Source organism: Streptomyces sp. NPDC039424, from assembly GCF_055639495.1.
Map to the genome: position 1 here is coordinate 210,151 of NZ_JBVKAI010000003.1, position 22,357 is coordinate 232,507.

A 22,357-nucleotide genomic window follows, 5' to 3' on the forward strand; every position below is an offset into this window, starting at 1 on the left:
TGGTTGACGAAGCTCTCTAGCGTGAGCACATGAGCACCTCTCCGCGCACCCGCACCGTCGTCAGCTGCGCCCTGCTGGTGGCCGCCCTCGGCGCGGGCGTCACCGCCTGCAGTTCGTCCGGCAACCCCCTGGCGGACAAGCCGTACGACGCGGCGGACCAGATCACCTTCAGCGGCCCCACGGACGCACGCAAGAAGGCCGACCCGGACAAGCCCCTCGAAGTCGCCGCACAGGGCGACGGGCGCATCACGGACGTCACCGCCGTGGACGCCACGGGACGCTATGTGGCGGGCGAACTCTCCGCCGACGGCAGCCGCTGGCACAGCACCTCTCCGCTGGCCGCCGGCGCCCACTACACGGTGCGGATCAGCACGGAGGACGATCACGGCGCCCCCGGCCGCAAGACCCTCACCTTCGACACCGGCAAGCCCACCGCCAAGAAGCGCCTGGACGTCACCTTCGGGCCGGACGCGGGCACGTACGGGGTCGGCCAGCCCATCACGGCGAAACTGAACCAGGCGGTCAAGGACAAGGCGCAGCGGGCCGTCGTCGAACGCGCCCTCAAGGTCGACTCCACCTCGGCCGTGGACGGCTCCTGGTACTGGGTGAGCGACAAGGAGCTGCACTACCGCCCCAAGGACTACTGGCCCGCGCACGCCACCCTCCAGGTGCACAGCAACCTGGACGGCATCAAGATCAGCGACCGCCTCTGGGGCGGTACGGCCAAGCCCCTGACGCTCACCATCGGCGACCGGATCGAGGCGGTCACGGACGCGTCATCGCACCACATGACGGTCTACCGGAACGGTGAGGTGATCAACGAGATCCCCGTCACCACCGGCAAACCCGGCTTCGAGACCCGCAACGGCGTCAAGGTCGTCCTGGAGAAGCAGTACTTCGTACGCATGCGCGGTACCACCGTCGGCATCGCCGAAGGCAGTTCGGACTCCTACGACCTCCCGGTCTACTACGCCACCCGCGTCACCTGGTCCGGCGAGTACGTCCACGCCGCCCCCTGGTCCGTCGGCTCCCAGGGCTACGAGAACGTCAGCCACGGCTGCACCGGCATGAACACGTCCAACGCCGAGTGGTTCTTCGACACGTTCCACCCGGGCGACCTCGTCAAGGTCGTCAACTCCAACGGCGACCTGATGGAGCCCTTCGGCAACGGCTTCGGCGACTGGAACGTCGACTGGGCGAAATGGCGCACCGGCAGCGCCCTGACCAACGGCAAGCCGGCGGGTCCGGCACCTCAGGACGCGCTGAGGCTGCAGCCGACGGCGGTGTGAGGCCTGTCCGTGGGCGCCCCGAGCTGTCAGGCGCCCACCAGCTTCCTCCCGCGCAGCAGAGCGGCCAGCGCCGCCGCGAACTCGACGGGGTCGACCGGCAGGGTCACCGCCGCGTCGGCCCGGCTCCACGTGGCCAGCCAGGCGTCCTGGGGCCGTCCCATGAGCACGAGCACCGGCGGGCAGTTGAAGACCTCGTCCTTGATCTGCCGGCAGAGCCCCATGCCCCCCATGGGCACGGCCTCGCCGTCCAGCACGCAGACGTCGATCCCGCCCTTGTCCAGCTCCCTGAGGACGGCGTCGGGGGTCGCGCACTCCACGAACTCCACCACGGGGGCGTCCGGAGCCGGCCGGCGTCCGGTGGCGAGCCGGACCTGCTCGCGGGTGTTGGAGTCGTCGCTGTAGACCAGCACCGTGGCGGTCGGCTGCATTGTTCCTCCGATACACAGGGACGTACGCCGTCGTACGAACAGGACCGATGCGCCGGATGCTACCCCCTGGAGCACCCCCTCAACACTGGTTGGAACAGCCCTTCGATGGGCCATACGGGCACTCCACACGCTGCGAACACTCCGAACGGCACCCCCGGGAGTGAGGGCCAGATAAGGGACCGACATAATGTCGGTCGTGGCGACAGCAACGACAGTAGAAACCGGGCACGCGCACCCGTCGGTCAACCGGCCGAACCTCACCAGCGTCGGAACCATCATCTGGCTGAGCTCCGAGCTGATGTTCTTCGCGGCCCTCTTCGCGATGTACTTCACCCTGCGATCGGTGACGGGTCCCGATCACTGGAAGGAAATGGCGCACGCGCTGAACCTTCCGTTCTCGGCGACGAACACCACGATCCTGGTGCTCTCCTCGCTCACCTGCCAGCTCGGCGTGTTCGCGGCCGAGCGCGGTGACGTGAAGAAGCTCCGGGGCTGGTTCATCGTCACCTTCGTGATGGGTGCGATCTTCATCGGCGGCCAGATCTTCGAGTACACCGAGCTGGTGAAGAAGGACGGGCTCTCGCTCTCCTCCGATCCGTACGGTTCGGTGTTCTACCTGACCACCGGTTTCCACGGCTTGCACGTGACCGGCGGTCTCATCGCCTTCCTGCTGGTCCTCGGCCGCACCTACGCGGCGAAGAGGTTCACGCACGAGCAGGCGACCGCCGCGATCGTCGTGTCCTACTACTGGCACTTCGTCGACGTCGTCTGGATCGGCCTCTTCGCCACGATCTATTTGATCAAGTAGCCGGGACCGCTCCCGCACATCCAGAAGCATCGACGCAGAAGATCCTGACACCGGGGTAATCCGTGAAAAAGCTCTCCGCACGACGACGCCATCCGCTGGCGGCGGTCGTCGTCCTACTCCTCGCGCTGGCGGCCACTGGGGGGCTGTACGCCGCGTTCGCGCCCGCGAGCAAGGCGCAGGCCGATGACACCTCCCAGTCCCTGACCATCGAGGAGGGCAAGAAGCTCTACTCGGTCGGCTGCGCCAGCTGCCACGGCACCGGTGGCCAGGGCACCTCCGACGGGCCGAGCCTGGTGGGCGTGGGCGCCGCGGCCGTCGACTTCCAGGTCGGCACCGGCCGTATGCCGGCCGCCACCTCCGAGGGCGCGCAGGTCCCGCGCAAGAAGACCATCTACACCCAGGCCCAGATCGACCAGCTGGCCGCGTTCATCTCCTCGCTGGGTGCCGGTCCGAGCGTGCCGACCAAGTCGCAGTACGACCCGAGCGACGGGGACATCGCCGAGGGTGGTGAGCTGTTCCGCACCAACTGCGCGCAGTGCCACAACTTCACCGGCAAGGGTGGTGCGCTCACCAAGGGCAAGTACGCCCCGTCCCTGGAGGGCGTCGACCCCAAGCACATCTACGAGGCCATGCAGACCGGCCCGCAGAACATGCCGTCCTTCCCCGACACCACGATGACGGAGAAGAACAAGAAGGACATCATCGCGTACCTGAACGCGGTCAACAGCGATGAGACGGAGAACCCCGGCGGTCTGGAGCTGGGCGGCCTCGGGCCGGTCAGCGAGGGTCTGTTCGCGTGGATCTTCGGACTGGGCGCACTGATCGCGGTCGCCGTCTGGGTCGCCGCTCGGACCGCAAAGGCCAAGAAGTCATGAGTAGCCAAGACATTCCAGAAGAGAACCTGCCTGCCGAGCAGGACACCACGCACGGCGCCGTGGGCGTGGCGGACGAGAAGAACCCGTTCGCCGACCCGGGGCTGCCCCCGCACGAGCACCGGATCCAGGACATCGACGAGCGGGCCGCCAAGCGGTCCGAGCGTGTGGTCGCCCTGCTGTTCACGGTGTCGATGCTGGCCACCATCGGCTTCATCGCCTCCTACGTGGCGATCCCGCACGACAAGTCGATCTTCGTCTTCCCGATCGGGCACATCAACGCGCTGAACTTCGCGCTGGGCCTGACCCTGGGCACGGCGCTGTTCTGCATCGGCGCGGGCGCGGTCCACTGGGCCCGCACCCTGATGTCCGACGTGGAGGTCGCCGACGAGCGTCACCCGATCTCGGCCTCGCCCGAGGTCCGTGCGAAGGTCCACGCGGACTTCAAGCTGGGTGCCAAGGAGTCGGCGATCGGCCGCCGCAAGCTGATCCGCAACACGATGCTCGGCGCGCTGACGCTGGTGCCGCTCTCCGGCGTCGTGCTGCTGCGCGACCTCGGCCCGCTGCCCGGTACCTCGCTGCGCCACACGCTGTGGGCCAAGGGCAAGCTGCTCGTCAACATGAACACCGACGAGCCGCTGCGTCCCGAGGACGTCCAGGTCGGCTCGCTCACCTTCGCCAAGCCCCAGGGCCTGGAGGAGACCGACGAGGAGTTCCAGAACGAGATCGCCAAGGCGGCCCTGATGATCATCCGGCTCCAGCCGGACAACATCAAGGACAAGCGCGAGCTCGAGTGGTCGCACGAGGGCATCGTCGCGTACTCGAAGATCTGCACCCACGTCGGTTGCCCGATCTCGCTGTACGAGCAGCAGACGCACCACGTACTGTGCCCGTGCCACCAGTCCACCTTCGACCTCTCCGACGGTGCCCGAGTGATCTTCGGCCCCGCCGGTCACGCCCTGCCCCAGCTCCGCATCGGCGTGAACGACGAGGGTTACCTCCAGGCGCTCGGCGACTTCGAGGAGCCCGTCGGTCCTGCATTCTGGGAGCGTGGATGAGTACTGCACCGAACGAATCGCACGGCTCGGCCGCTGACGCGGCGGGCCGCACCCGCGGGAAGGCACCGGCCGGCGAGCGCGTCGCCGACTGGGCCGACGGCCGGCTCGGGATCTACTCCCTGGCCAAGGCCAACATGCGCAAGATTTTCCCCGACCACTGGTCGTTCATGTTGGGCGAAGTCTGCCTGTACAGCTTCCTCATCATCATCCTCACGGGTGTGTACCTGACGCTGTTCTTCCACCCGTCGATGAACGAGGTGGAGTACCACGGCAGCTACGTCCCGCTGCAGGGCCAGCTGATGTCCGAGGCGTTCAACTCGACCCTGCACATCTCCTTCGACGTGCGCGGTGGTCTGCTCATCCGGCAGATCCACCACTGGGCCGCGCTGATCTTCCTCGCCGGCATGTTCGTGCACATGATGCGCGTGTTCTTCACCGGCGCGTTCCGCAAGCCGCGTGAGATCAACTGGCTGTTCGGCTTCCTGCTGTTCGTCCTGGGCATGTTCACCGGCTTCACCGGTTACTCGCTCCCGGACGACCTGCTCTCCGGCACCGGTGTCCGCTTCACCGAGGGCGCGATCCTGTCCATGCCGATCGTCGGCACGTACATCTCGTACTTCCTCTTCGGCGGTGAGTTCCCCGGCCACGACTTCGTCGCCCGGTTCTACTCGATCCACATCCTGCTGCTGCCGGGCATCATGCTCGGCCTGGTGGTGGGCCACCTGATCCTGGTCTTCTACCACAAGCACACGCAGTTCGCGGGCCCCGGAAAGACCAACGAGAACGTCGTCGGCATGCCGCTGCTGCCGGTGTACATGGCCAAGGCCGGAGGCTTCTTCTTCCTGGTCTTCGGTGTGATCGCGGGCATCGCCGCGGTGACCCAGATCAACCCGATCTGGGCCATGGGCCCCTACCGGCCCGACCAGGTGTCCACCGGCGCCCAGCCCGACTGGTACATGGGCTTCGCCGAGGGTCTGGTCCGCTACATGCCGGGCTGGGAGATCAACTTCTGGGGCCACACGCTCGTCCTGGGCGTGTTCATCCCGCTGGTGCTCTTCGGTCTCGTGCTGGCGGCGATCGCGCTCTACCCCTTCATCGAGTCCTGGGTCACCGGCGACAAGAGCGAGCACCACATCCTGGACCGCCCGCGCAACGCCCCGACGCGTACCGCGTTCGGCGCCGCCTGGGTCACCGTGTACATGGTCGGCCTGGTGGGCGGTGGCAACGACCTGTTCGCCACCCACTTCCAGCTGTCCATCAACGCCGTCACCTGGTTCGTCCGGATCTTCTTCTTCGCCGGACCGGTCATCGCGTTCATCGTCACCAAGCGGATCTGCCTCGGCCTGCAGCGCCGGGACCGGGAGAAGGTGCTGCACGGTCGCGAGACCGGCATCATCAAGCGCCTGCCGCACGGTGAGTTCATCGAGATCCACGAGCCGCTCAGCCAGGAGCAGCTGCACACGCTCACGGCCCACCACCAGTACAAGCCGGCCGAGATCGGCCCGACGGTCGACGAGAACGGTGTCGAGCGCAAGGTGAAGGGCACGGAGAAGCTGCGCGCCAAGCTCAGCGGCGCCTACTACGGCGAGGAATCCCAGATCCCGAAGCCGACCGTCGAGGAGTACAAGGAGATCACGAGCGGCCACGGCCACCACTGATCGCTGCGCACGCCACGCCACGGCAAGGGCCCCGTCCGGTGTTCGGACGGGGCCCTTCGCCGTGCCCGGGGCTGGATAGGGTGGAGTCAGCTTGTACGTGTCTACGACCCAGGAGCGGCTGATGAGCGCTGTGACCCCCGCTGGAGGCGACACCGCGGCGGGCCGTTCCTGGCCCGCCCTGCTGAACGGACTGCTGGCCGGCCGGGACCTGGCCGCCGACGACACCGCCTGGGCGATGGACCTGATCATGCGCGGCGAGGCGACCGATGCGCAGATCGCCGGGTTCGTGGTGGCACTGCGGGCCAAGGGCGAGACCGTCGCGGAGATCAACGGGCTCGTCCGCACGATGTACGAGCACGCGAACGTGATCGAGGTGCCCGGGCGGACCGTCGACATCGTCGGTACGGGCGGCGACGGCGCGAAGACCGTCAACATCTCCACCATGTCCTCGATCGTCGTCGCCGGCACCGGCGCGAAGGTCGTCAAGCACGGCAACCGGGCCGCGTCCTCCGCGTCCGGGGCGTCCGACGTCCTGGAGAAGCTGGGCGTCAATCTGGAGCTGCCGCTGAAGCGCGTTCCGGAGGTCGCCGAGGAGGCCGGGATCACCTTCTGCTTCGCGGTGAAGTTCCATCCGGCGCTGCGTCACGCGGGCGCCGCGCGCGGCCAGTTGGGCATCCGCACGGTCTTCAACGCCCTCGGCCCGCTGACCAACCCCGCCCGGGTGCGGGCCCAGGCGGTGGGGGTCGCGGACCCGCGCATGGCGCCGATCGTCGCGGGTGTCTTCGCCGAGCGCGGCAACTCCTCCCTGGTCTTCCGCGGCGACGACGGCCTCGACGAGCTGACGACCACCGCCACCTCCCGGGTGTGGATCGTCCGGGACGGCAAGGTCACCGAGGAGACCTTCGACCCGCGCGACGTCGGCCTCGAACTGGTCCCCGTGGAGGCCCTGCGGGGCGCCGACGCGTCGTACAACGCGGAGGTCGCGCGCAAACTCCTCGACGGCGAGACGGGCCCGGTACGGGACGCCGTCCTGCTGAACTCGGCGGCGGCCCTGGTCGCCCTGGAGCCGACCGACGCGCCCCTGGCCGAGCAGATCCGCGCCGGGATGCGGAAGGCGGCCGAGTCCATCGACTCGGGCGCGGCCAAGCGGACCCTCGAGCGCTGGGTGGCCGCCAGCAACGCGTAGCGGCTTCCGGAGGGGCGGTCCCGCGATGCGGACACGGGTTGCGGGACCGCGATCAGTTCACGTACGTTCCTTTCCAGGTCATGAGCGACAGTCATGAGGCCCCGGCCGACTGTCCGGCAACCCTCCGTCCGTGGCGGGGTGCCCCGGGTGAAGACCGGGCCGTAGGCAGCGAGGTCTACGGCAAGCGCGGACCCCTCGCACTCTCTCGAGTGGATACAGCCAGGGGTCCTGGTCGTTCGAGGGAGCCTTCCGTGAGCAAGCGAATGCGATAGGGCCGCAGAGCCCCGCCTCCGCATCCCCCTTTTCACCTTCACCGCGCTTGAGCCGTGCCCGCTCGCGTGGAGAATCCGCCTGCCTCGTACGGGAGTTCCGTCATGTCCGTGTCCACCGTTGCCGCCGACCAGTCCGTCTGTGCCCCGCTGCCCGTTCTGGGCCGGGACGTCACCGTCCCGCTCGTCACGGGCGGCGAGGTCACCTACGCCGCGCTCGACTACGCGGCCAGCGCCCCCGCGCTCCAGCGGGTCTGGGACGACGTGGCCGCGTACGCCCCGTACTACGGCAGCGTCCACCGGGGCGCCGGCTACCTCTCCCAGCTGTCCACCGACCTCTTCGAGAACGCCCGGAAGACCGTCGCGGAGTTCCTCGACTGCCGCGCGGCCGACCAGGTGGTCTTCACCCGGTCCACCACCGACTCCCTGAACCTGCTCGCCGCCGCGCTGCCCGCCGACTGCCAGGTCTTCGTCTTCGAGACCGAGCACCACGCCTCGCTGCTGCCCTGGAAGGACGCACGGGTCACCTACCTCGACGCCCCGCGCACCCCGCGGCAGGCGGTCGAGACGCTGGAGCGGGCCCTCGCCGACCGCGACCCCTACGGCCCGGCCCTGGTCTGCGTCACCGGCGCCTCGAACGTCACCGGCGAGCTGTGGCCCGTCCGCGAACTGGCCGCCGCCGCCCACGCGCACGGCGCCCGGATCGTGCTGGACGCCGCCCAGCTGGCCCCGCACCACCCGGTCTCCGTCCGCGACCTCGACGTCGACTGGGTGGCCTTCTCCGGCCACAAGCTGTACGCCCCCTTCGGCTCCGGCGTCCTGGCCGGCCGTGCCGACTGGCTGCGCGCGGCCGAGCCGTACCTCGCGGGCGGCGGCGCCAGCCGCAAGGTCACCCGGCGCGCGGACGGGGGAGTGGACGTCGAGTGGCACGACACCGCCGCCCGCCACGAGGCCGGTTCGCCCAACGTCATCGGCGCCTACTCCATCGCCGCCGCCTGCAAGGCCCTCACCGAGGCCGGGTTCGACACCCTGGTCGCCCGTGAGCGGTACCTGATCGAGAAGGTGCGGGCGGGACTCGCCGAGGTCCCGGAGGTCAGGGTCCTCTCCCTCTTCGGTGACGACGCCCCCCGCGTCGGGGTGCTCTCCTTCGTCGTCGAGGGCTGGAACAGCTCCCACTTCGCCGCCGCCCTGTCCGCCGAGTACGGCATCGGCGTCCGCGACGGCCTGTTCTGCGCCCACCCGCTGGTCCGCACCCTGCTCGGCAGCGACCCGCAGACCCAGGGCGAGTGCGGCGCCCCCGAGGCCGCGCCCGGCGAGAAGTCGCTCAACGCCATCCGGGTCAGCTTCGGGGCGGGGACGCCGGACGAGCACGTGGAGCGGTTCGTCGACGCGGTGCGGGAACTGGTCCGGGACGGCGCCAAGTGGCGGTACCGGACCGAGGACGGGCGCTGCGTGCCCGCCGTCTGATCCCGTACTGATCCCCGGCACCACCGCCGTATACGCTCCCCTCGGGCAGCCGGACGCTGGACGGGGGGACACGGGGTGGAGGCGCTGCGCGCGGCGGATCCGCGGCGGATCGGACCCTACGAGGTCCTGGGCAGACTGGGCGCGGGCGGCATGGGCGAGGTGTACCTCGCCGAGTCGCGGACGCGGCTGCGGCTCGCGGTGAAGGTGGTGCGGGCCGAGCACGCCCAGGACCACACCTTCCGGGCGCGGTTCCGCCACGAGGTGCGGGCCGCGCGGACCGTCGGCGGCGTGGGCACCTACACCGCGCGGGTCGTCGACGCCGACACGGAGGCCGAACGGCCTTGGATGGCCACGGAGTTCGTCGACGGGCCGAACCTGCGGGACGCGGTGCTGGACGGCGGCGCGCTGCCCGAGCCGGCCGTGGGGGTCCTCGCGGGCGCGCTGGGCGAGGCGCTGGCGGCGATCCACGCCAAGGGCATGGTCCACCGCGACCTGAAGCCCTCCAACATCCTGCTGGCGCCGGACGGGCCCCGGGTCATCGACTTCGGGATCGTACGGGCCCTGGAGGCGACCGCCCTGACCCGGACCGGCGCGGTCGTCGGCTCGGTCGGCTATGTCTCGCCCGAGCAGATCCGCAACGGCGGCCAGGTGGGGCCGCCGAGCGACGTCTTCTCGCTGGGCGCGGTGCTCGCGTACGCGGCGGCGGGCCGCGAACCCTTCGGCGAGGGCCAGGACTCGGTGATCCTGCTGCGCATCCTGACCCGCGACTTCGACCTGTCCGGGGTGCCGGCCGGGATACGGCCCCTGGTGGAGGCCTGTCTGCGGGAGGACCCGCTGGAGCGGCCGACACCGGCCGAGGTGGTGACCGCGGCCTGCCACACGGCGCGGTCGCTGCGAACCAGCGTGCGTCCGGGCTGGTACGGCACCCCGCCCACCGGCGACGAGGGACGCTGGGTCCCCGAACGGCGCCCGGGGGATCCGGCCAGCGGCGTGGAGTACGCCGCCCCCTTGACCGGGAGCGGTGCCACGCCGGGTCCCCCACCGACCAGCACGGATACCACCGGCCCGTGGCCCGCCACGCCCGACCCCGCGGGGGCTGACGCCTCCGGTGTTTCCGGGGGCGATCTGGTCGGCGCCGCCCCTACGGTGTCCGGTCCCCGTCCTGCCGGTGCCGTCGCTCCGGGGCGGCGGCGGGTGTTGCGGGTCGCGGTGGGGAGTGCGGTGGCCGTCGCGGGGGCGGGGGTCGGGGAGTGGCTGTGGCAGCGGGCCTCGCGGGACGGGGGCGGGGGCTCGGGGAGGCGGGGGGTCTCACCGACGGCGACTCCGGCGGGCGCGGGGGACACCGCCGAGCCCGCCGTGCTGCGCTGGCAGTACGACGTCGGCACCATCGGCGGGCTGAACGGCCCCTGTGCCGCCCCGTCCCCGGACGGGTCCGTGGTCTACGTCGGCGCCTCCAACGGCACCCTGCACGCCGTCTCCCGCACCGGCGCCAAGCGCTGGAAGGTGAAGCTCGGCGACGACGTCTCGACGCCGGTGGCGACCCGGGAAGCGGTCTTCTGCGTGGCGTGGGACCACGACCACGAGCTGCGCCGGCTGCACGCCGTGGACCTCTCCGGCACCCCGAAGTGGAGCCGGACCCTCGGCGAGCACGGCTACGGCAACCCCGTCCGGCTCGGCGAGGACGTGCTCGTCGCCCTGGGCGACGCGGACACGGGCGGGCTCGGGCGGATCGCCGCCGACGGCAGCACGCGCTGGACGGCGACCACGCCCGCGGGCCCCAACGGCTTACCGCTCGTCGCGGACGGCGTGGTCTACACGGGCTCCTTCGGCGACCGGCTGGTCGCCCTGGACGCGGGGGACGGCTCCCGGAAGTGGGCGGTCCCGGCCGGTATCGACATCGACAGCCCGGTGCTGGCCGGCACCACCCTGATCGCGGCCACCGCCGGGTCCCGCAGCGGCTTCCGGGCACGGGACGGCAAGCGGCTGTGGACGAAGAAGGCCGCCAGCGACGGGCCCCTGGTCCCCGCGGGCCGGTCCCTGGCGGTCGCCACCGAGGCGGGCCGGGTGTACGCGGTGCGGGCCGCCGACGGGGCCACCGTGTGGTCGTACGACCTGGCCGTGGGCGGACACCCCTGGGCGACGGCGTCCGGCACCACCGTCTACGTGCGCGGCGACGACCGGGTCTGGGCGCTCGGCCTGGACGGCCGAAAACGCTGGAGCGCCTTTCTCGGCCACGCCCCCGGCGAGGACCAGCACACCCCGCTGGTGGCCGGCCGCCGGCTCTATCTCCCCTCGGCCACCGGCATCGCGGCGATCGACCTGGGCGTCTGAGGGCGCGGAACGCTAGTTGTCCAGCCCGATGGCGAACGCGGCCTCCAGGTCGTGCTGGGAGTAGGTACGGAACGCCACGTGCGTGTCGGTGGCCTCCACGCCGGGGATCTTGCTGATCCGGCCGGGGATGATCTCGGCCAGATCCTCGTGCTGCCGCACCCGGACCATGGCGATCAGATCGTAGGTACCGGTGACCGAGAAGACCTCGCTGACGCTGTCCAGCGCGGCGATCGCCTCCGCGATCTCGGGGATCCGGTCCACGCTGGTCTTGATGAGCACGATCGCGGTGATCACGGCTGTTTCTCTCCCTCGGGGGCCGGAGCTGGGGCGGCCTCAACTCTAGTGGGCCGCCCCGATCCGGCAGGCCGCCCGAAGCGCAGCCACGCGAAGACGAAGCCCAGGCCGAAGCCGACCAGGTGGGCCAGGTAGGCCACGCCCGGGCCGTGCGGGGCGCGGCCCGCCGCCAGCCACTGGAGGGCGGCCCAGAAGGGCAGGACGACCCAGGCGGGGAAGCGCAGGGGGAGGAAGAACAGGAAGGGGAGGAGACTGGTGACACGGGCGCCGGGGAACAGGTAGAGGAACGCGCCGAGGACCGCCGAGATCGCCCCGGAGGCCCCGACCAGGGACTGCTCGGAGGCGGCGTTGGCGGCGGCGTAGCCGAGCAGCGCCAGGTAGCCGCAGCCGACGTAGAAGAGGGTGAACTGCACGCGGCCCATCCGTTCCTCGGTCATCGCCCCGAAGACGTAGAGGAAGAGCATGTTGCCCAGCAGATGCACCCAGCTGCCGTGCACGAACAGCGCCGTGGCCGGGGTGAGGGCCGTCCGGGCCGGCCCGTCGAACAGCTCCGCCGGGATCACGCCCCAGCGCCGGAAGTAGGCCCGCTGCGCGGCGAGCAGCTCGTCGCCGGAGCCGTACGCCGCACTGAGCCCGGCCGCCGGGCCGAGCACGAAGAGCAGGCAGCACAGGCCGAGCAGGGCGTACGTCACCGGCGCCGAGGAGTCCCGGACCGTCCTGAAGGTCCTGCCGGCCACCGCGCCCCAGTTGCTGATCATGAACACAGAGCATGACGTAACGGGACGCAACCGAACAGACCGCCTCGCCGCCGTGGACACACGGGCGGCGAGGACCCGCCAGGCCGTAGGGTTACGAGCCACACGCGTCGCGTAGACGATGCGTCACGGACACTAGAAGGAAGCGAACAGTCACGATGCCGGTTCCCCTGCCGACCGCCGAGACCCGGTGGCGCTGCACCCTCTGTGGCAACCTCACCCGCTTCGACGTGACCCGCTCGTCGAAGGTCGTCGAGTACGTCCACCTCGACCTCGCCGGTGAGCCCAAGGTGGAGGAGCGCGAGGTGGTCAGTGAGACCATCGAGTCGGTGCGCTGCCGCTGGTGCAACGCGGTGGACCAGGTGGAACTCGTGGACAGGCCGGGCGCCGACTCCTGAAGGAGCGACGCACTTGTAGTGGGGTGTGACGGATGGTGGAGACCACGGGCGGGGGGCCGGGCGACGGCACCGCCGAGGTGCTTGACCGTCCGCTGCCCGACGGGGTGCGCCGACGGGTCGTGCAGATCGTCTCGGACGGCTTCGGCGGGCTGACGGTCGCCGAACTGCCCGCACAGCTCAGGCAGTACGCCCGGTTCGCCCCCAATCGCCGTGCCAAGTTCGCCGGCAACGCCATGGCGGCGGCGCTGGAGACCGATCCGGTGTTCCGCCAGCGCATCGGAGAGAAGCTCAGAGAGGCCCAGCCGGAGCTCTCCGGCGCCCTCGACTCCGGCTCGCCGCCCCCGGCCGCGGATCCGCTCGACGTGGCGGCCGCGGCCTACGTACTGCGCCCCACGGGCTGGGTGAAGCTGGTGGCCGCGGCCGGCGAGGAGGCCCAGCGGGCGGACGCCGAGCGGGCCGGCGAGGAGAGCCGCGCCGAGCTGGAGCGGCTGCGCGAGGAGCTCGACCGGGCCCGTGAACAGACCCGGGCCGAGACCGAGCGGCTGCGCGTCGAGCTGGACGCCGCCAAGAAGGAAGCGGAATCGCTGCACCGCAAGCTCCGTGCCGCCCTCAGTGACGTCAAGCGCGGTGAGGCGGCGCTGCGCAAGGTGCAGGGCGAGATCGAGGCCGTGCGTACCGAGGGGCACGCCCAGCTGTCCGCGGCGGAGAGCGAGACCCGGCGGCTCAAGGCGCGCCTGGGTGAGGCCGAGTCCGCGCTGGAGGCCACCCGCCGGGCCGCCCGCGAGGGACGCAGCGTCGAGGACATGCGGGTGCGGCTGCTGCTCGACACCATGCTGGAGGCGGCCCAAGGGCTGCGCCGGGAGCTGGCGTTGCCCCCCGTGTCGGTGCGGCCGGCGGAGACCGTGGATGCGGTCGAACCGGGACGAATGACCCCGAAGGACATCGCAGCCCGGGCCCTGTCCGAGCACGACCCCGCCATCCTGGACCAGCTTCTCGCCCTGCCCCAGGCGCACTTGGTGGTCGACGGCTACAACGTCACCAAGACCGGCTATCCGCAGATGCCGCTGGAGAAGCAGCGCCTCAGGCTGCTCGGCCAGCTCTCCCAGCTCGCCGCGCAGACCGGCGCCGAGGTGACGTGCGTCTTCGACGGGGCCGAACTGGCCGCGCCGGTGCTGCTGGCGCCGCCGAGGGGTGTACGCGTGCTGTTCTCCAAGCCGGGTGTCACGGCGGACGAGCTCATTCGCCAGCTGGTGCGCGCGGAGCCGCCCGGCCGCCCGGTCATCGTCGCCTCGACCGACCGCGAGGTGGCCGACGGGGTCGCACGCGCGGGCGCGCGTCCGGTCGCTTCTGCGGTACTTCTCAAGCGACTGTCCTGAAAGCACCAACGTACGGGTTTAATGCCCGAATTGGCGGAACTGTCACGCAACGTAGCGTCAAGCGCGCATCACCGCATGTGAGTTCTGTGCAAAGAATGCATTGCGTGACGAGGTTTTTTAGTGTGAGGATTTGATCTGATCACAAGAGGGTCACTAGGGTCTGGGCTCGAACCTCCTAGCGGGTGATCACTCACGAGAAGGAGTTCGCCTCCGTGGCGTCCCATCGTCGACCCAAGCAGCCCAGTCGCACGCGTGTCACCGTGCTGACCACCGCAGCCGCCGCCGCTGTCGCGCTCAGCGCGAACGCCGCCAACGCCGCGCCCAGCGAGAAGCTGAGCAAGAGCGAGGTGAAGGCCAAGGTCGACAAGCTCTACGAGGAAGCGGAGCAGGCCACCGAGAAGTACAACGGGGCCAAGGAGAAGCAGCAGAAGCTGCAGAAGGAAATCTCCACGATCCAGGACAATGTCGCCCGCGGCCAGGAGGAGCTCAACAAGCTGCGCGACGGCCTGGGTTCGATGGCCACCGCCCAGTACCGCACCGGCGGGATAGACCCCTCCGTCCAGCTCTTCCTCTCGTCCGACCCGGACGACTACCTGGACAAGGCCTCCACGCTCGACCAGTTGAGCAGCCAGCAGGTCGAGTCCCTGAAGAAGATTCAGGACAAACAGCGCGAACTCGCCCAGGAGCGGTCCGAGGCCACCGAGAAGCTCAAGGACCTCGCCTCCACCCGCACCGAGCTGGGCAAGAAGAAGAAGGAAGTCCAGGGCAAGCTCGCCGAGGCGCAGAAGCTGCTCAACACCCTGACGGCCAAGGAGAAGGCGGACCTCGCCGCCAAGCAGGAGCGCGCCAACCGCTCCTCCACCGAGCGTGTGGACCTCGGCGACGACAGCTCCGCCTCCGGCCGGGCCGCCGCGGCCTTCTCCGCCGCCCAGAGCAAGATCGGCTCGCCCTACGTCTACGGCGCCTCCGGCCCGTCCTCCTTCGACTGCTCGGGCCTGACCTCCTGGGCCTACGCCCAGGCCGGCGTCTCCATCCCGCGCACCTCCGAGGCCCAGGCCAACGCCGGCACCCACCTCTCGATGAGCCAGCTCCAGGTCGGCGACCTCGTCATCTTCTACGGCGACTACCACCACGTCGGCCTCTACGCCGGCAACGGCCAGGTGCTGCACGCCCCGCACACCGGCGCCGTGGTGCGCTACGAGTCGATCAACAACATGCCGTTCCAGTTCGGCGTGCGCATCTGACGCTCTGGAACACCCCGCCGTACCGTCCGAACGGGCGAATCGCGGCGGCCGGAACCTACTCCACGCCCCGCCGGTGACCTGCGTCAGCGGCGGGGCGCCGGGTTTGTGTGCCCGCCGAGGTCTTTTGGCCGGTGCGTGTCCGCGCGGCTACTGTCTGGCGCGTTTCCCCGGCCGCCGGGGCGGAACCCCCGCCCCGGCCTCCGGGAGACGGTCCGTGTCCGCCAGCGGAAGGAGCGCGGTTTCCCGTGGGGTCCCATCGCCGCCTTGCACCGTCCGGGTTCGACCGGGGCGCCAGTGCCGCCCTGTGCGTGCTGTCCACCGCGGCCGCCGCGCTCGGCGCCGCCCCGGCGAGCGCCGTACCGCACGCCGACACCCCTGCCGAGGTCGAACGGCTCTACCGGGAGGCCGAGCGGGCGACCGAGGCGTACAACCTGGCCGACGAGCGCGCCGACGGGCTGCGCGCGCAGGTCATCGACGCCCAGGACCGGATCGCCCGGCAGCAGCAGCGCGTCAACTCCCTGCGTGAGGAGCTCGGTCCGCTGGCCGGCGCCCAGTACCGCTCCGGCGGCATCGCCCCGGCCGCCGCCCTGCTCTTCGCCGACGACCCGGACGACTACCTCGACAAGGCCGCGACCCTCGACCGGATCGACGACCGCCAGGCCGGCCGGCTCCGGCAACTCCGGTCGGTGCTGCGCGAACTCGCCCAGGAGCGGTCCGAGGCGTCCGGGAAGCTCGCCGAGCTGGAGAGGAGCCGCAAGGACGTCGTCTCCCACAAGGGAACCGTGGAGGAGAAGCTCGCCAAAGCCCGGAAGCTGCTCAACTCCCTGCCGCCCGCCGAGCGCGCCGCCTACGAGCGTGCCTCCCGCTCCGGCCGCCCCGCGGTCCCCGGCCTCGCCGACATGATCCCCCCGGACCCGCGTGCCGCCGCGGCCGTCGCCGCCGCCCGCTCCGCCCTGGGCCGCCCCTACATCTGGGGCGCCAACGGGCCTTCCGCCTTCGACTGTTCGGGCCTGATGCAGTGGTCGTACGCGCACGCCGGGATCCAGCTGCCGCGCACCTCGCAGGAACAGCGGTACGCCGGCCGGCCGATCCCGCTGTCCCAGGTCCGGCCTGGTGACCTGGTCCTCTACCACTCCGACGGCAGTCATGTCGCCATCTACGCGGGCAACGGCCGGGTGATCCACGCGCCCCACCCCGGTGCGCCGGTGCGCTACGACGCGATCGGGATGATGCCGGTCGCCTCCGTCACCCGGCCCTGACTCGTCCCCGGCGAGCCGTACGATCGGAAAGTGGCTGGCTGTAGACGGGCGTGGCGCTCCTCCGTGGTGGGGCTCTGTCTGCTGCTCGCCTCCCTGACCGGGTGCGCCGGGCAGTCCGGGACCGACTCGGCCAAGGCCGAGGTGCAGCGTGTGCTCGACCGCCGGGCGGCGGCGCTGCTGGGGCACGACGAGACGGCGTACGGCGCCACGGGCAGCCGCGCCCAGTACGAGCAGCTGCGCGCGGTGCCGCTGGCGTCCTGGGCCTACCGGGTGACCGGCCTGCACCGCGGCGGCGCCACCGCCACCGCCGACGCCGAACTGCGCTACCGGGTCCGGGGCTACGACAAGGCGCCCGTCACCGCCGACCGCACGCTCACGCTCAGGCGGACCGCCGACGGGCAGTGGTACGTCGCCTCCGACCGGCCCGCCGAGAAGGCCGGGCAGCAACTGTGGGACCAGGGCACGGTGGCGGCCGTGCGGGGCGAGCACAGCCTGGTGCTCGGGGTCGGGCAGTCCGGCGACGCGCTGCGCGGCTACACGCGGCTCGCCGACCGCGCGGTGCCGGCCGTGTCGCGGGAGTGGGGCACGGGCTGGTCGCGGCGGGTCGTGGTGCTCGTACCGAAGTCCCTGGAGGGCATGGCGGGACTGCTCGGCTCGCCCGCCTCCTCCTACCGGGGCATCGCCGCGGTCACCACCGGCGAGGCCGGAGGCCCGGGGCGGACGCCCGCCGACCGGGTCATCGTCAACCCGGAGGCGTACGCCGTCCTCGGGGACGTGGGCAAACAGGTCGTGCTCACCCACGAGACCACCCATGTGGCCACCCGCGCCCACACCGGCGCCGCCACCCCGCTGTGGCTCTCCGAGGGGTACGCCGACTGGATCGGCTACCTCGGTACGGGCCGTACGCCCGAGGAGGCCGCCCCGGAGCTGGCGCGGTCGGTCCAGCAGGGCCGTGTCCCGGCGCAGCTGCCCGCCGACAAGGACTTCGGGTTCAGCACCGACGCCGTCGACCTCGCCCGGGCGTACGAGGGCGGCTGGCTGGCCTGCCGGATGATCGCCGACCGCTGGGGAGAGGTCCGGCTCGGCGAGTTCTACCGGGCCGTCGGCGCGCACGACAAGCGGGCGGGCGCGGTCGAGGACGCCATGAAACGGGTGCTCGGCACGGCGCCGGGGGAGTTCACCCGGCAGTGGCAGGACTATCTCAGGACTCAACTCGGCTGAGACAGCAGGCCGATGGCCTCGCGCAGCCATCCGCGCTCCGCCTCGCCGGTGGCCCGGGCGACCCGCAGCATGCCCTGCCGGAACAGGTCCTCGGTCTCCTCCGCCCGTACGGGCCGCCCGTCCCGGTAGAAGAAGCTCGCCGGGGTCTCCAGGAAGTCGAGCCGCCGGCGGAGCACGGCGGCCTGTTCAGCCCGGTCCGGCAGGTGCCTGAGGAAGGCCAGGACCGTGTTGAAGCGCACCTGGTCGGAGATCTCCGTCCGCTTGGGGTGCCTGAGCCGCTCCAGCAGCTCCGCGCGGCCCGCCTCGGTGAGGGACAGCACCCGGCGCGGGGCGGCGCTCGTCCCGTCCTCCGTGCGCTGGTCGAGCAGGCCCGCGGTGACCAGCCGGTTGATCGCCGGGTAGAGGGCGCCGTCGCTGACCGGGCGGACATGGCCGGTCAGCGCAGCGATGCGTTCCTTCAGTTCGTAGCCGTGCAACGGCTCCCCGGCCAGGAAGCCCAGGATCGACAGCTCCAGCACGCGGATCCCCTCCTTGCGGACATGGTCCTCCGATGCTACCTCTTTTCGAGCTACCTCGATTAGATGTAGCCGGGCAGCCGCGCATCACGCGTATCAAGGGGACCGCATGGACGCACACGCTCATCGCAGGCAGCTGATCTCACTCGCCCACCCCGTCTACCTCTCGCTCCTCGCCTCCGTCGCCGCCGGGATCATCAACACCGTCTGGGTCTCCAGGCTCGGCGGCGCCGCCGTGGCCGCCGTCGCCGTGGCGACCAACACCGAGAACGTGCTGCTCGGCGTCGCCCTGGTCTTCGCCTCCGGCACGACCGTGCTGGTGGCGCACGCCCGGGGGGCCCGCGACCCGGCCGCCGTACGGGCCGCGGTGCGCGGCGGCGGGGCGCTGTGGGCGCTGGTGACCCCGCTGGTCGTCGGCGGCGGGTTCCTGCTGCGCGAGCCGCTGGCCCGGCTGGTGCTCGGCGGCGACGGGGGCACCGCCGAGCACCTCGCCACCGCCTACTTCGCGATCTCGCTGCCGGGCATGGCCGTCTTCTTCGCCCAGCAGCTCGTCGACGGCATCCTCAAGGGCGCCGGCGACACCAGGACCCCGATGCGGCTCGCCCTGCTGGCCAACGGGTTGATCCTGGTGTGCGACCCCGTCCTGATCCATCTGTACGGCGTCCGGGGCGCCGCCGCCTCCACCGTGCTGTGCCGGTGCGCGGCCCTCGCGGTGGGCCTCGGCGCCCTGCGCCGGAACGCGCTGCTGCGGACGGCGGCGCGGGTGCGCCCCGCCGGGCGTGGGGGAGTGCCCGCCGCCCTGCGGCGGACGCTGGCCACCGGGCTGCCGATGTCCGCCGACTTCACCGTGCGGCAGGGCGGCGCGCTGGTGCTGGTGGCGATCGTGGCCCGGCTCGGGGTGACCGCCGTGGCCGCCTACTCGATCGCCTACAAGGTGATGTACGTGGCCACCATGGCCTTCTACGCCGTGCGCCAGGCCGCCTCCATCCACACCGCGCACACCCGGGGCGCCGGTACGGACGCACGGCGGGACATCGGGCGGCAGGCCGTGCTGGTGTCCGGGGCGCTGGGGCTCGCGGCGGCCGTGCTGCTGGGCGCCGCCGCGCCCTGGATCATGGCCGCGTTCGGCGCCGGACCCGGCGTCGCCCACGAGGGCGTGCTCTTCCTGCGCTGCGTCGGGCCCTACCTGCTGCTGATGTCCGGCTTCATCGCGCTCGGCGGGGTCTTCGAGGGGAGCGGGCAGGCCCCGGCCCTGCTGCGGGTGACCCTGCTGGGCACGGCCGTCCAACTGCCGCTCGCGCTCGGCCTGTCGGGGCTCGGCCTGCCCGGGGTGTGCCTGGCGCTGGCGCTCGCGATGGCGGTGCAGTGCGCGGTCGTCGCGGCGCTGTTCGCGCGGGCCGGGATCAGGAGGACACCGGGGTCTGGGTCGAGGGGGCGCTCTGGCTCGGGAGCGCGGGCAGCGGGGCCGGGATGACCGTGGAGCGCCACAGCCGGCGGGCCGCGCTGATCGAGGCGGCGACCAGCAGGCCGTTGCGCAGGAACAGCAGGCCGGTGCCGTACCAGTCCCCGGCGACGACGTGCTGGAAGCCGATCGGGAACTCCAGGACCGTGACGAAGGACGCCGCCAGCACCAGCAGGGCGGGCACCCCCATCCGGCCGGCCCGGAAGCACAGGCAGACGGCGGCCAGACCGATCAGCCACACCAGGTACTGCGGGCTGATCACCCGGCTCGTCACCGTGAACATCAGCACCGCCGTGAAGGCGGCGTCCGCGAGTGTGTGGGGCCTGAAGCGCGTCGCGGTCAGCCGCCACAGCAGCAGCCAGCCGAAGCAGACGCCGGTGAGTGTCAGGGCGGCGGTGCTCACGGTGCCGACGTACGGGCCGAGGAACTCCACCGAGCCGTAGTTCAGCAGCACCTCGCCGTGCCAGCCGTAGTGCCGCGCCACCTGGAAGACCAGGGCGCCCAGCGACTCGACCTCGGTGCCCCGGTCGCGCTGGAAGGTGAGGAAGGCGAAGGCGCCGGGCATGGCGACCGAGAACAGCATGGCCAGCCCGGCCGCGGTCACCGCCGCCGCTCTCCACGCCCGCCGCCGCACGGCCCCCACCAGCAGCAGCGCCGGCCACACCTTGAGCATCGCCCCGAAACCGGCCAGCGCCCCCATCACCCGGGGGTGCCGGGAGCCCGCGAGGAGCGCGGCCACCGCGACGGCGGTCACCATCACGTCGTAGCGGGCGTACGCCGTCGGGCCGAGCAGTGGAACGCCCGCCACCCACACCCAGGTGCCGCGCGGCGACCTGCCGGGGCGCCGGCCGGTGTACAGCAGCAGGGCCAGCACGGCCAGGTCGGCGAGGAAGGCCAGGACGAAGAATGCGTGGGTGTAGCCGAGGAAGGGCAGGGCGGCGGGGGAGAGGATCGCCAGCGCGGCGGCGGGCGGGTACTGCCAGGTCACGTCGTCCAGCGGGAAGGTGCCGGTGCGCAGCACCTCGTACCAGCCCCGGTAGATCACGGACACGTCGCTGGTGACGTCGACGCCCGGGAAGGCCAGCACCCGCAGGACGAAGAGCAGCACCAGCAGCCGGGTCGCGGCCCAGGCCGCGAGCGGCCATGCCAGGGACCACCTGACGCCCTTGGTCTCCACGCGATCCCCTGCCGTTCGATTTTGCATGAGGGAACATGATGGCCTGCCCGCCTGTGAGCGTGCCACAGACTCGGCCGCCCCCAGGCGCTCAGCGGCCCATTCGGTAGGGTCGGCGGCGATGCACAAGACCCTGATCGTCACCAACGACTTCCCGCCCCGGCCGGGCGGCATCCAGGCGTTCCTGCACAACATGGCACTGCGCCTCGACCCGGACCGGCTGGTCGTCTACGCCTCCACCTGGAAGCGGAGCCGGGAGGGCGCCCGGGCCACGGACGCCTTCGACGCCGAGCAGCCCTTCACCGTCGTACGCGACCGTACGACCATGCTGCTGCCGACCCCGCAGGCCACCCGGCGGGCGGTCGGGCTGCTCAGGGAACACGGGTGCGCCTCGGTGTGGTTCGGGGCGGCGGCGCCGCTCGGGCTGATGGCGCCGGCCCTCAGGAAGGCGGGCGCCCGGCGGATCGTGGCCACCACCCACGGGCACGAGGCCGGCTGGGCACAGCTGCCCGCCGCGCGGCAGCTGCTGCGCCGGATCGGGGAGTCGACGGACACGATCACCTACCTCGGCGAGTACACGCGCTCGCGGATCGCCACCGCGCTCACCCCCGAGGCGGCCGGGCGCATGGTGCAGCTGCCGCCCGGGGTGGACGAGAAGACCTTCCATCCCGAGTCGGGCGGAGCGGAGGTGCGGGCGCGGCTCGGGCTGAGCGAGCGGCCGGTGGTGGTGTGCGTCTCCCGGCTGGTGCCGCGCAAGGGTCAGGACACGCTGATCCGGGCCATGCCCCGGATCCTTGCGGCCGAGCCGGACGCGGTGCTGCTGATCGTCGGTGGCGGCCCCTACGAGAAGGACCTGCGCCGTCTCGCCCACGAGACCGGCGTCGCGGACTCCGTGCGCTTCACCGGCGCCGTGCCCTGGTCGGAGCTGCCCGCGCACTACGGCGCCGGGGACGTCTTCGCCATGCCGTGCCGGACCAGGCGGGGCGGCCTGGACGTCGAGGGACTCGGCATCGTCTACCTGGAGGCCTCCGCCACCGGCCTGCCCGTGGTCGCCGGCGACTCCGGCGGCGCGCCCGACGCGGTCCTCGACGGGGAGACCGGCTGGGTCGTCCGGGGCGCTTCCCCGGCCGAGGCCGCCGAGCGGATCACCGCCCTCCTCGGCGACCCCGAACTGCGCCGCCGGATGGGGGAGCGGGGGCGGCAGTGGGTGGAGGAGAAGTGGCGCTGGGACCTCCTGGCGGAGAAGCTGAAAACGCTGCTCTGACAAAAGCCCTAGGCGGAGGGACATAATCC

The 22,357-nt window shown here is 71.6% G+C and carries 20 protein-coding genes and 1 riboswitch; of the genes, 15 read left to right on the plus strand and 5 right to left on the minus strand.

The features are described 5' to 3' along the window. The first annotated feature begins 29 nt into the window (after nt 1–29). Entirely contained in the window at nt 30–1,289 is a 1,260-nt protein-coding gene (locus ACZ7L0_RS09180; protein WP_471241793.1) for a L,D-transpeptidase, read from the plus strand. Between the two features lie 26 nt (nt 1,290–1,315). Here ACZ7L0_RS09180 and ACZ7L0_RS09185 read toward each other — a convergent pair whose 3' ends face one another. Beyond that, nucleotides 1,316–1,717 (minus strand): response regulator, encoded by a 402-nt coding sequence (locus tag ACZ7L0_RS09185; RefSeq protein ID WP_471241794.1) that lies wholly within the window; start codon nt 1,715–1,717, stop codon nt 1,316–1,318. A 187-nt stretch (nt 1,718–1,904) separates the two neighbouring features. On the opposite strand from ACZ7L0_RS09185, the gene ctaE reads away from it, so the two are divergent. The 7 genes from ctaE to ACZ7L0_RS09220 all read left to right on the plus strand — a co-directional run bounded on the left by ctaE (nt 1,905) and on the right by ACZ7L0_RS09220 (nt 11,366). After that, a complete protein-coding gene (gene ctaE / locus ACZ7L0_RS09190) occupies nt 1,905–2,525 on the plus strand; it encodes an aa3-type cytochrome oxidase subunit III (RefSeq protein ID WP_471241795.1) in 621 nt (206 codons plus the stop codon). Nucleotides 2,526–2,587: 62 nt separating this feature from the next. Then, nucleotides 2,588–3,400, plus strand: coding sequence for a cytochrome bc1 complex diheme cytochrome c subunit (qcrC, locus tag ACZ7L0_RS09195; protein WP_471241796.1), 813 nt, complete (start codon nt 2,588–2,590; stop codon nt 3,398–3,400). Next, on the plus strand, nt 3,397–4,455 hold the full coding sequence (qcrA, locus tag ACZ7L0_RS09200) for a cytochrome bc1 complex Rieske iron-sulfur subunit (RefSeq protein ID WP_471241797.1): 1,059 nt from the start codon (nt 3,397–3,399) through the stop codon (nt 4,453–4,455). The genes qcrC and qcrA overlap by 4 nt, the downstream gene beginning before the upstream one ends. Further along, entirely contained in the window at nt 4,452–6,113 is a 1,662-nt protein-coding gene (gene qcrB / locus ACZ7L0_RS09205) for a cytochrome bc1 complex cytochrome b subunit (RefSeq protein ID WP_471241798.1), read from the plus strand. The genes qcrA and qcrB overlap by 4 nt, the downstream gene beginning before the upstream one ends. A 121-nt stretch (nt 6,114–6,234) precedes the next feature. Beyond that, nucleotides 6,235–7,299: an anthranilate phosphoribosyltransferase gene (gene trpD / locus ACZ7L0_RS09210; protein ID WP_471241799.1), complete on the plus strand. Its 1,065-nt coding sequence runs from the start codon at nt 6,235–6,237 to the stop codon at nt 7,297–7,299. 76 nt (nt 7,300–7,375) lie between these two features. After that, a riboswitch (SAM riboswitch) is annotated at nt 7,376–7,492 on the plus strand. Nucleotides 7,493–7,673: 181 nt separating this feature from the next. Next, nucleotides 7,674–9,035, plus strand: coding sequence for an aminotransferase class V-fold PLP-dependent enzyme (locus tag ACZ7L0_RS09215; protein WP_471241800.1), 1,362 nt, complete (start codon nt 7,674–7,676; stop codon nt 9,033–9,035). Nucleotides 9,036–9,110: 75 nt separating this feature from the next. Beyond that, complete coding sequence (locus tag ACZ7L0_RS09220; RefSeq protein WP_471241801.1) at nt 9,111–11,366, plus strand: protein kinase domain-containing protein; 2,256 nt, start codon at nt 9,111–9,113, stop codon at nt 11,364–11,366. Between the two features lie 12 nt (nt 11,367–11,378). Here the strand turns inward: ACZ7L0_RS09220 and ACZ7L0_RS09225 are convergent, their stop codons facing one another. Together ACZ7L0_RS09225 and ACZ7L0_RS09230 are read right to left on the minus strand one after the other, a co-directional pair. Beyond that, nucleotides 11,379–11,660 carry an Lrp/AsnC family transcriptional regulator gene (locus ACZ7L0_RS09225; RefSeq protein ID WP_471241802.1) on the minus strand — a complete coding sequence of 94 codons (282 nt, stop codon included), beginning with the start codon at nt 11,658–11,660 and terminating at the stop codon, nt 11,379–11,381. Further along, the gene (locus tag ACZ7L0_RS09230) at nt 11,657–12,418 is read right to left on the minus strand and encodes a rhomboid family intramembrane serine protease (protein WP_471241803.1); all 762 of its coding nucleotides are present in this window, start codon (nt 12,416–12,418) and stop codon (nt 11,657–11,659) included. The genes ACZ7L0_RS09225 and ACZ7L0_RS09230 overlap by 4 nt, the downstream gene beginning before the upstream one ends. A 155-nt stretch (nt 12,419–12,573) precedes the next feature. Between ACZ7L0_RS09230 and ACZ7L0_RS09235 the strand changes: the two genes are divergently transcribed. From ACZ7L0_RS09235 to ACZ7L0_RS09255, 5 genes are all read left to right on the plus strand, one after another. After that, complete coding sequence (locus ACZ7L0_RS09235) at nt 12,574–12,813, plus strand: hypothetical protein (RefSeq protein WP_389140449.1); 240 nt, start codon at nt 12,574–12,576, stop codon at nt 12,811–12,813. 32 nt (nt 12,814–12,845) lie between these two features. Further along, on the plus strand, nt 12,846–14,189 hold the full coding sequence (locus ACZ7L0_RS09240; protein WP_471241804.1) for an NYN domain-containing protein: 1,344 nt from the start codon (nt 12,846–12,848) through the stop codon (nt 14,187–14,189). Between the two features lie 212 nt (nt 14,190–14,401). Continuing rightward, nucleotides 14,402–15,433 (plus strand): C40 family peptidase, encoded by a 1,032-nt coding sequence (locus ACZ7L0_RS09245; protein ID WP_471241805.1) that lies wholly within the window; start codon nt 14,402–14,404, stop codon nt 15,431–15,433. A 245-nt stretch (nt 15,434–15,678) separates the two neighbouring features. Then, a complete protein-coding gene (locus tag ACZ7L0_RS09250; protein ID WP_471241806.1) occupies nt 15,679–16,692 on the plus strand; it encodes a C40 family peptidase in 1,014 nt (337 codons plus the stop codon). Nucleotides 16,693–16,722: 30 nt separating this feature from the next. Next, the gene (locus ACZ7L0_RS09255; RefSeq protein ID WP_471241807.1) at nt 16,723–17,913 is read left to right on the plus strand and encodes a hypothetical protein; all 1,191 of its coding nucleotides are present in this window, start codon (nt 16,723–16,725) and stop codon (nt 17,911–17,913) included. Here the strand turns inward: ACZ7L0_RS09255 and ACZ7L0_RS09260 are convergent. Then, complete coding sequence (locus ACZ7L0_RS09260; protein ID WP_471241808.1) at nt 17,901–18,431, minus strand: PadR family transcriptional regulator; 531 nt, start codon at nt 18,429–18,431, stop codon at nt 17,901–17,903. The two genes, ACZ7L0_RS09255 and ACZ7L0_RS09260, sit on opposite strands and share 13 nt — an antisense overlap. A 106-nt stretch (nt 18,432–18,537) precedes the next feature. Here ACZ7L0_RS09260 and ACZ7L0_RS09265 point away from each other — a divergent pair, with 106 nt between their 5' ends. Further along, nucleotides 18,538–19,902 carry an MATE family efflux transporter gene (locus tag ACZ7L0_RS09265; RefSeq protein WP_471241809.1) on the plus strand — a complete coding sequence of 455 codons (1,365 nt, stop codon included), beginning with the start codon at nt 18,538–18,540 and terminating at the stop codon, nt 19,900–19,902. Here ACZ7L0_RS09265 and ACZ7L0_RS09270 read toward each other — a convergent pair. Beyond that, on the minus strand, nt 19,832–21,067 hold the full coding sequence (locus tag ACZ7L0_RS09270; RefSeq protein ID WP_471241810.1) for a glycosyltransferase 87 family protein: 1,236 nt from the start codon (nt 21,065–21,067) through the stop codon (nt 19,832–19,834). The genes ACZ7L0_RS09265 and ACZ7L0_RS09270 overlap by 71 nt on opposite strands. A 118-nt stretch (nt 21,068–21,185) precedes the next feature. Here ACZ7L0_RS09270 and ACZ7L0_RS09275 point away from each other — a divergent pair, with 118 nt between their 5' ends. Continuing rightward, complete coding sequence (locus ACZ7L0_RS09275; protein WP_471241811.1) at nt 21,186–22,328, plus strand: glycosyltransferase family 4 protein; 1,143 nt, start codon at nt 21,186–21,188, stop codon at nt 22,326–22,328. Nucleotides 22,329–22,357: the final 29 nt, after the last annotated feature.

Coding starts and splice junctions, on each gene's coding strand:
- ACZ7L0_RS09240 (WP_471241804.1), top strand. CDS start 12,846: ATGGTGGAGACCACGGGCGGGGGGCCGGGCGACGGCACCGCCGAGGTG.
- qcrB (WP_471241798.1), top strand. CDS start 4,452: ATGAGTACTGCACCGAACGAATCGCACGGCTCGGCCGCTGACGCGGCG.
- ctaE (WP_471241795.1), top strand. CDS start 1,905: ATGTCGGTCGTGGCGACAGCAACGACAGTAGAAACCGGGCACGCGCAC.
- ACZ7L0_RS09180 (WP_471241793.1), top strand. CDS start 30: ATGAGCACCTCTCCGCGCACCCGCACCGTCGTCAGCTGCGCCCTGCTG.
- ACZ7L0_RS09215 (WP_471241800.1), top strand. CDS start 7,674: ATGTCCGTGTCCACCGTTGCCGCCGACCAGTCCGTCTGTGCCCCGCTG.
- ACZ7L0_RS09265 (WP_471241809.1), top strand. CDS start 18,538: ATGGACGCACACGCTCATCGCAGGCAGCTGATCTCACTCGCCCACCCC.
- ACZ7L0_RS09230 (WP_471241803.1), bottom strand. CDS start 12,418: ATGATCAGCAACTGGGGCGCGGTGGCCGGCAGGACCTTCAGGACGGTC.
- ACZ7L0_RS09275 (WP_471241811.1), top strand. CDS start 21,186: ATGCACAAGACCCTGATCGTCACCAACGACTTCCCGCCCCGGCCGGGC.
- trpD (WP_471241799.1), top strand. CDS start 6,235: ATGAGCGCTGTGACCCCCGCTGGAGGCGACACCGCGGCGGGCCGTTCC.
- ACZ7L0_RS09235 (WP_389140449.1), top strand. CDS start 12,574: ATGCCGGTTCCCCTGCCGACCGCCGAGACCCGGTGGCGCTGCACCCTC.
- ACZ7L0_RS09185 (WP_471241794.1), bottom strand. CDS start 1,717: ATGCAGCCGACCGCCACGGTGCTGGTCTACAGCGACGACTCCAACACC.
- qcrA (WP_471241797.1), top strand. CDS start 3,397: ATGAGTAGCCAAGACATTCCAGAAGAGAACCTGCCTGCCGAGCAGGAC.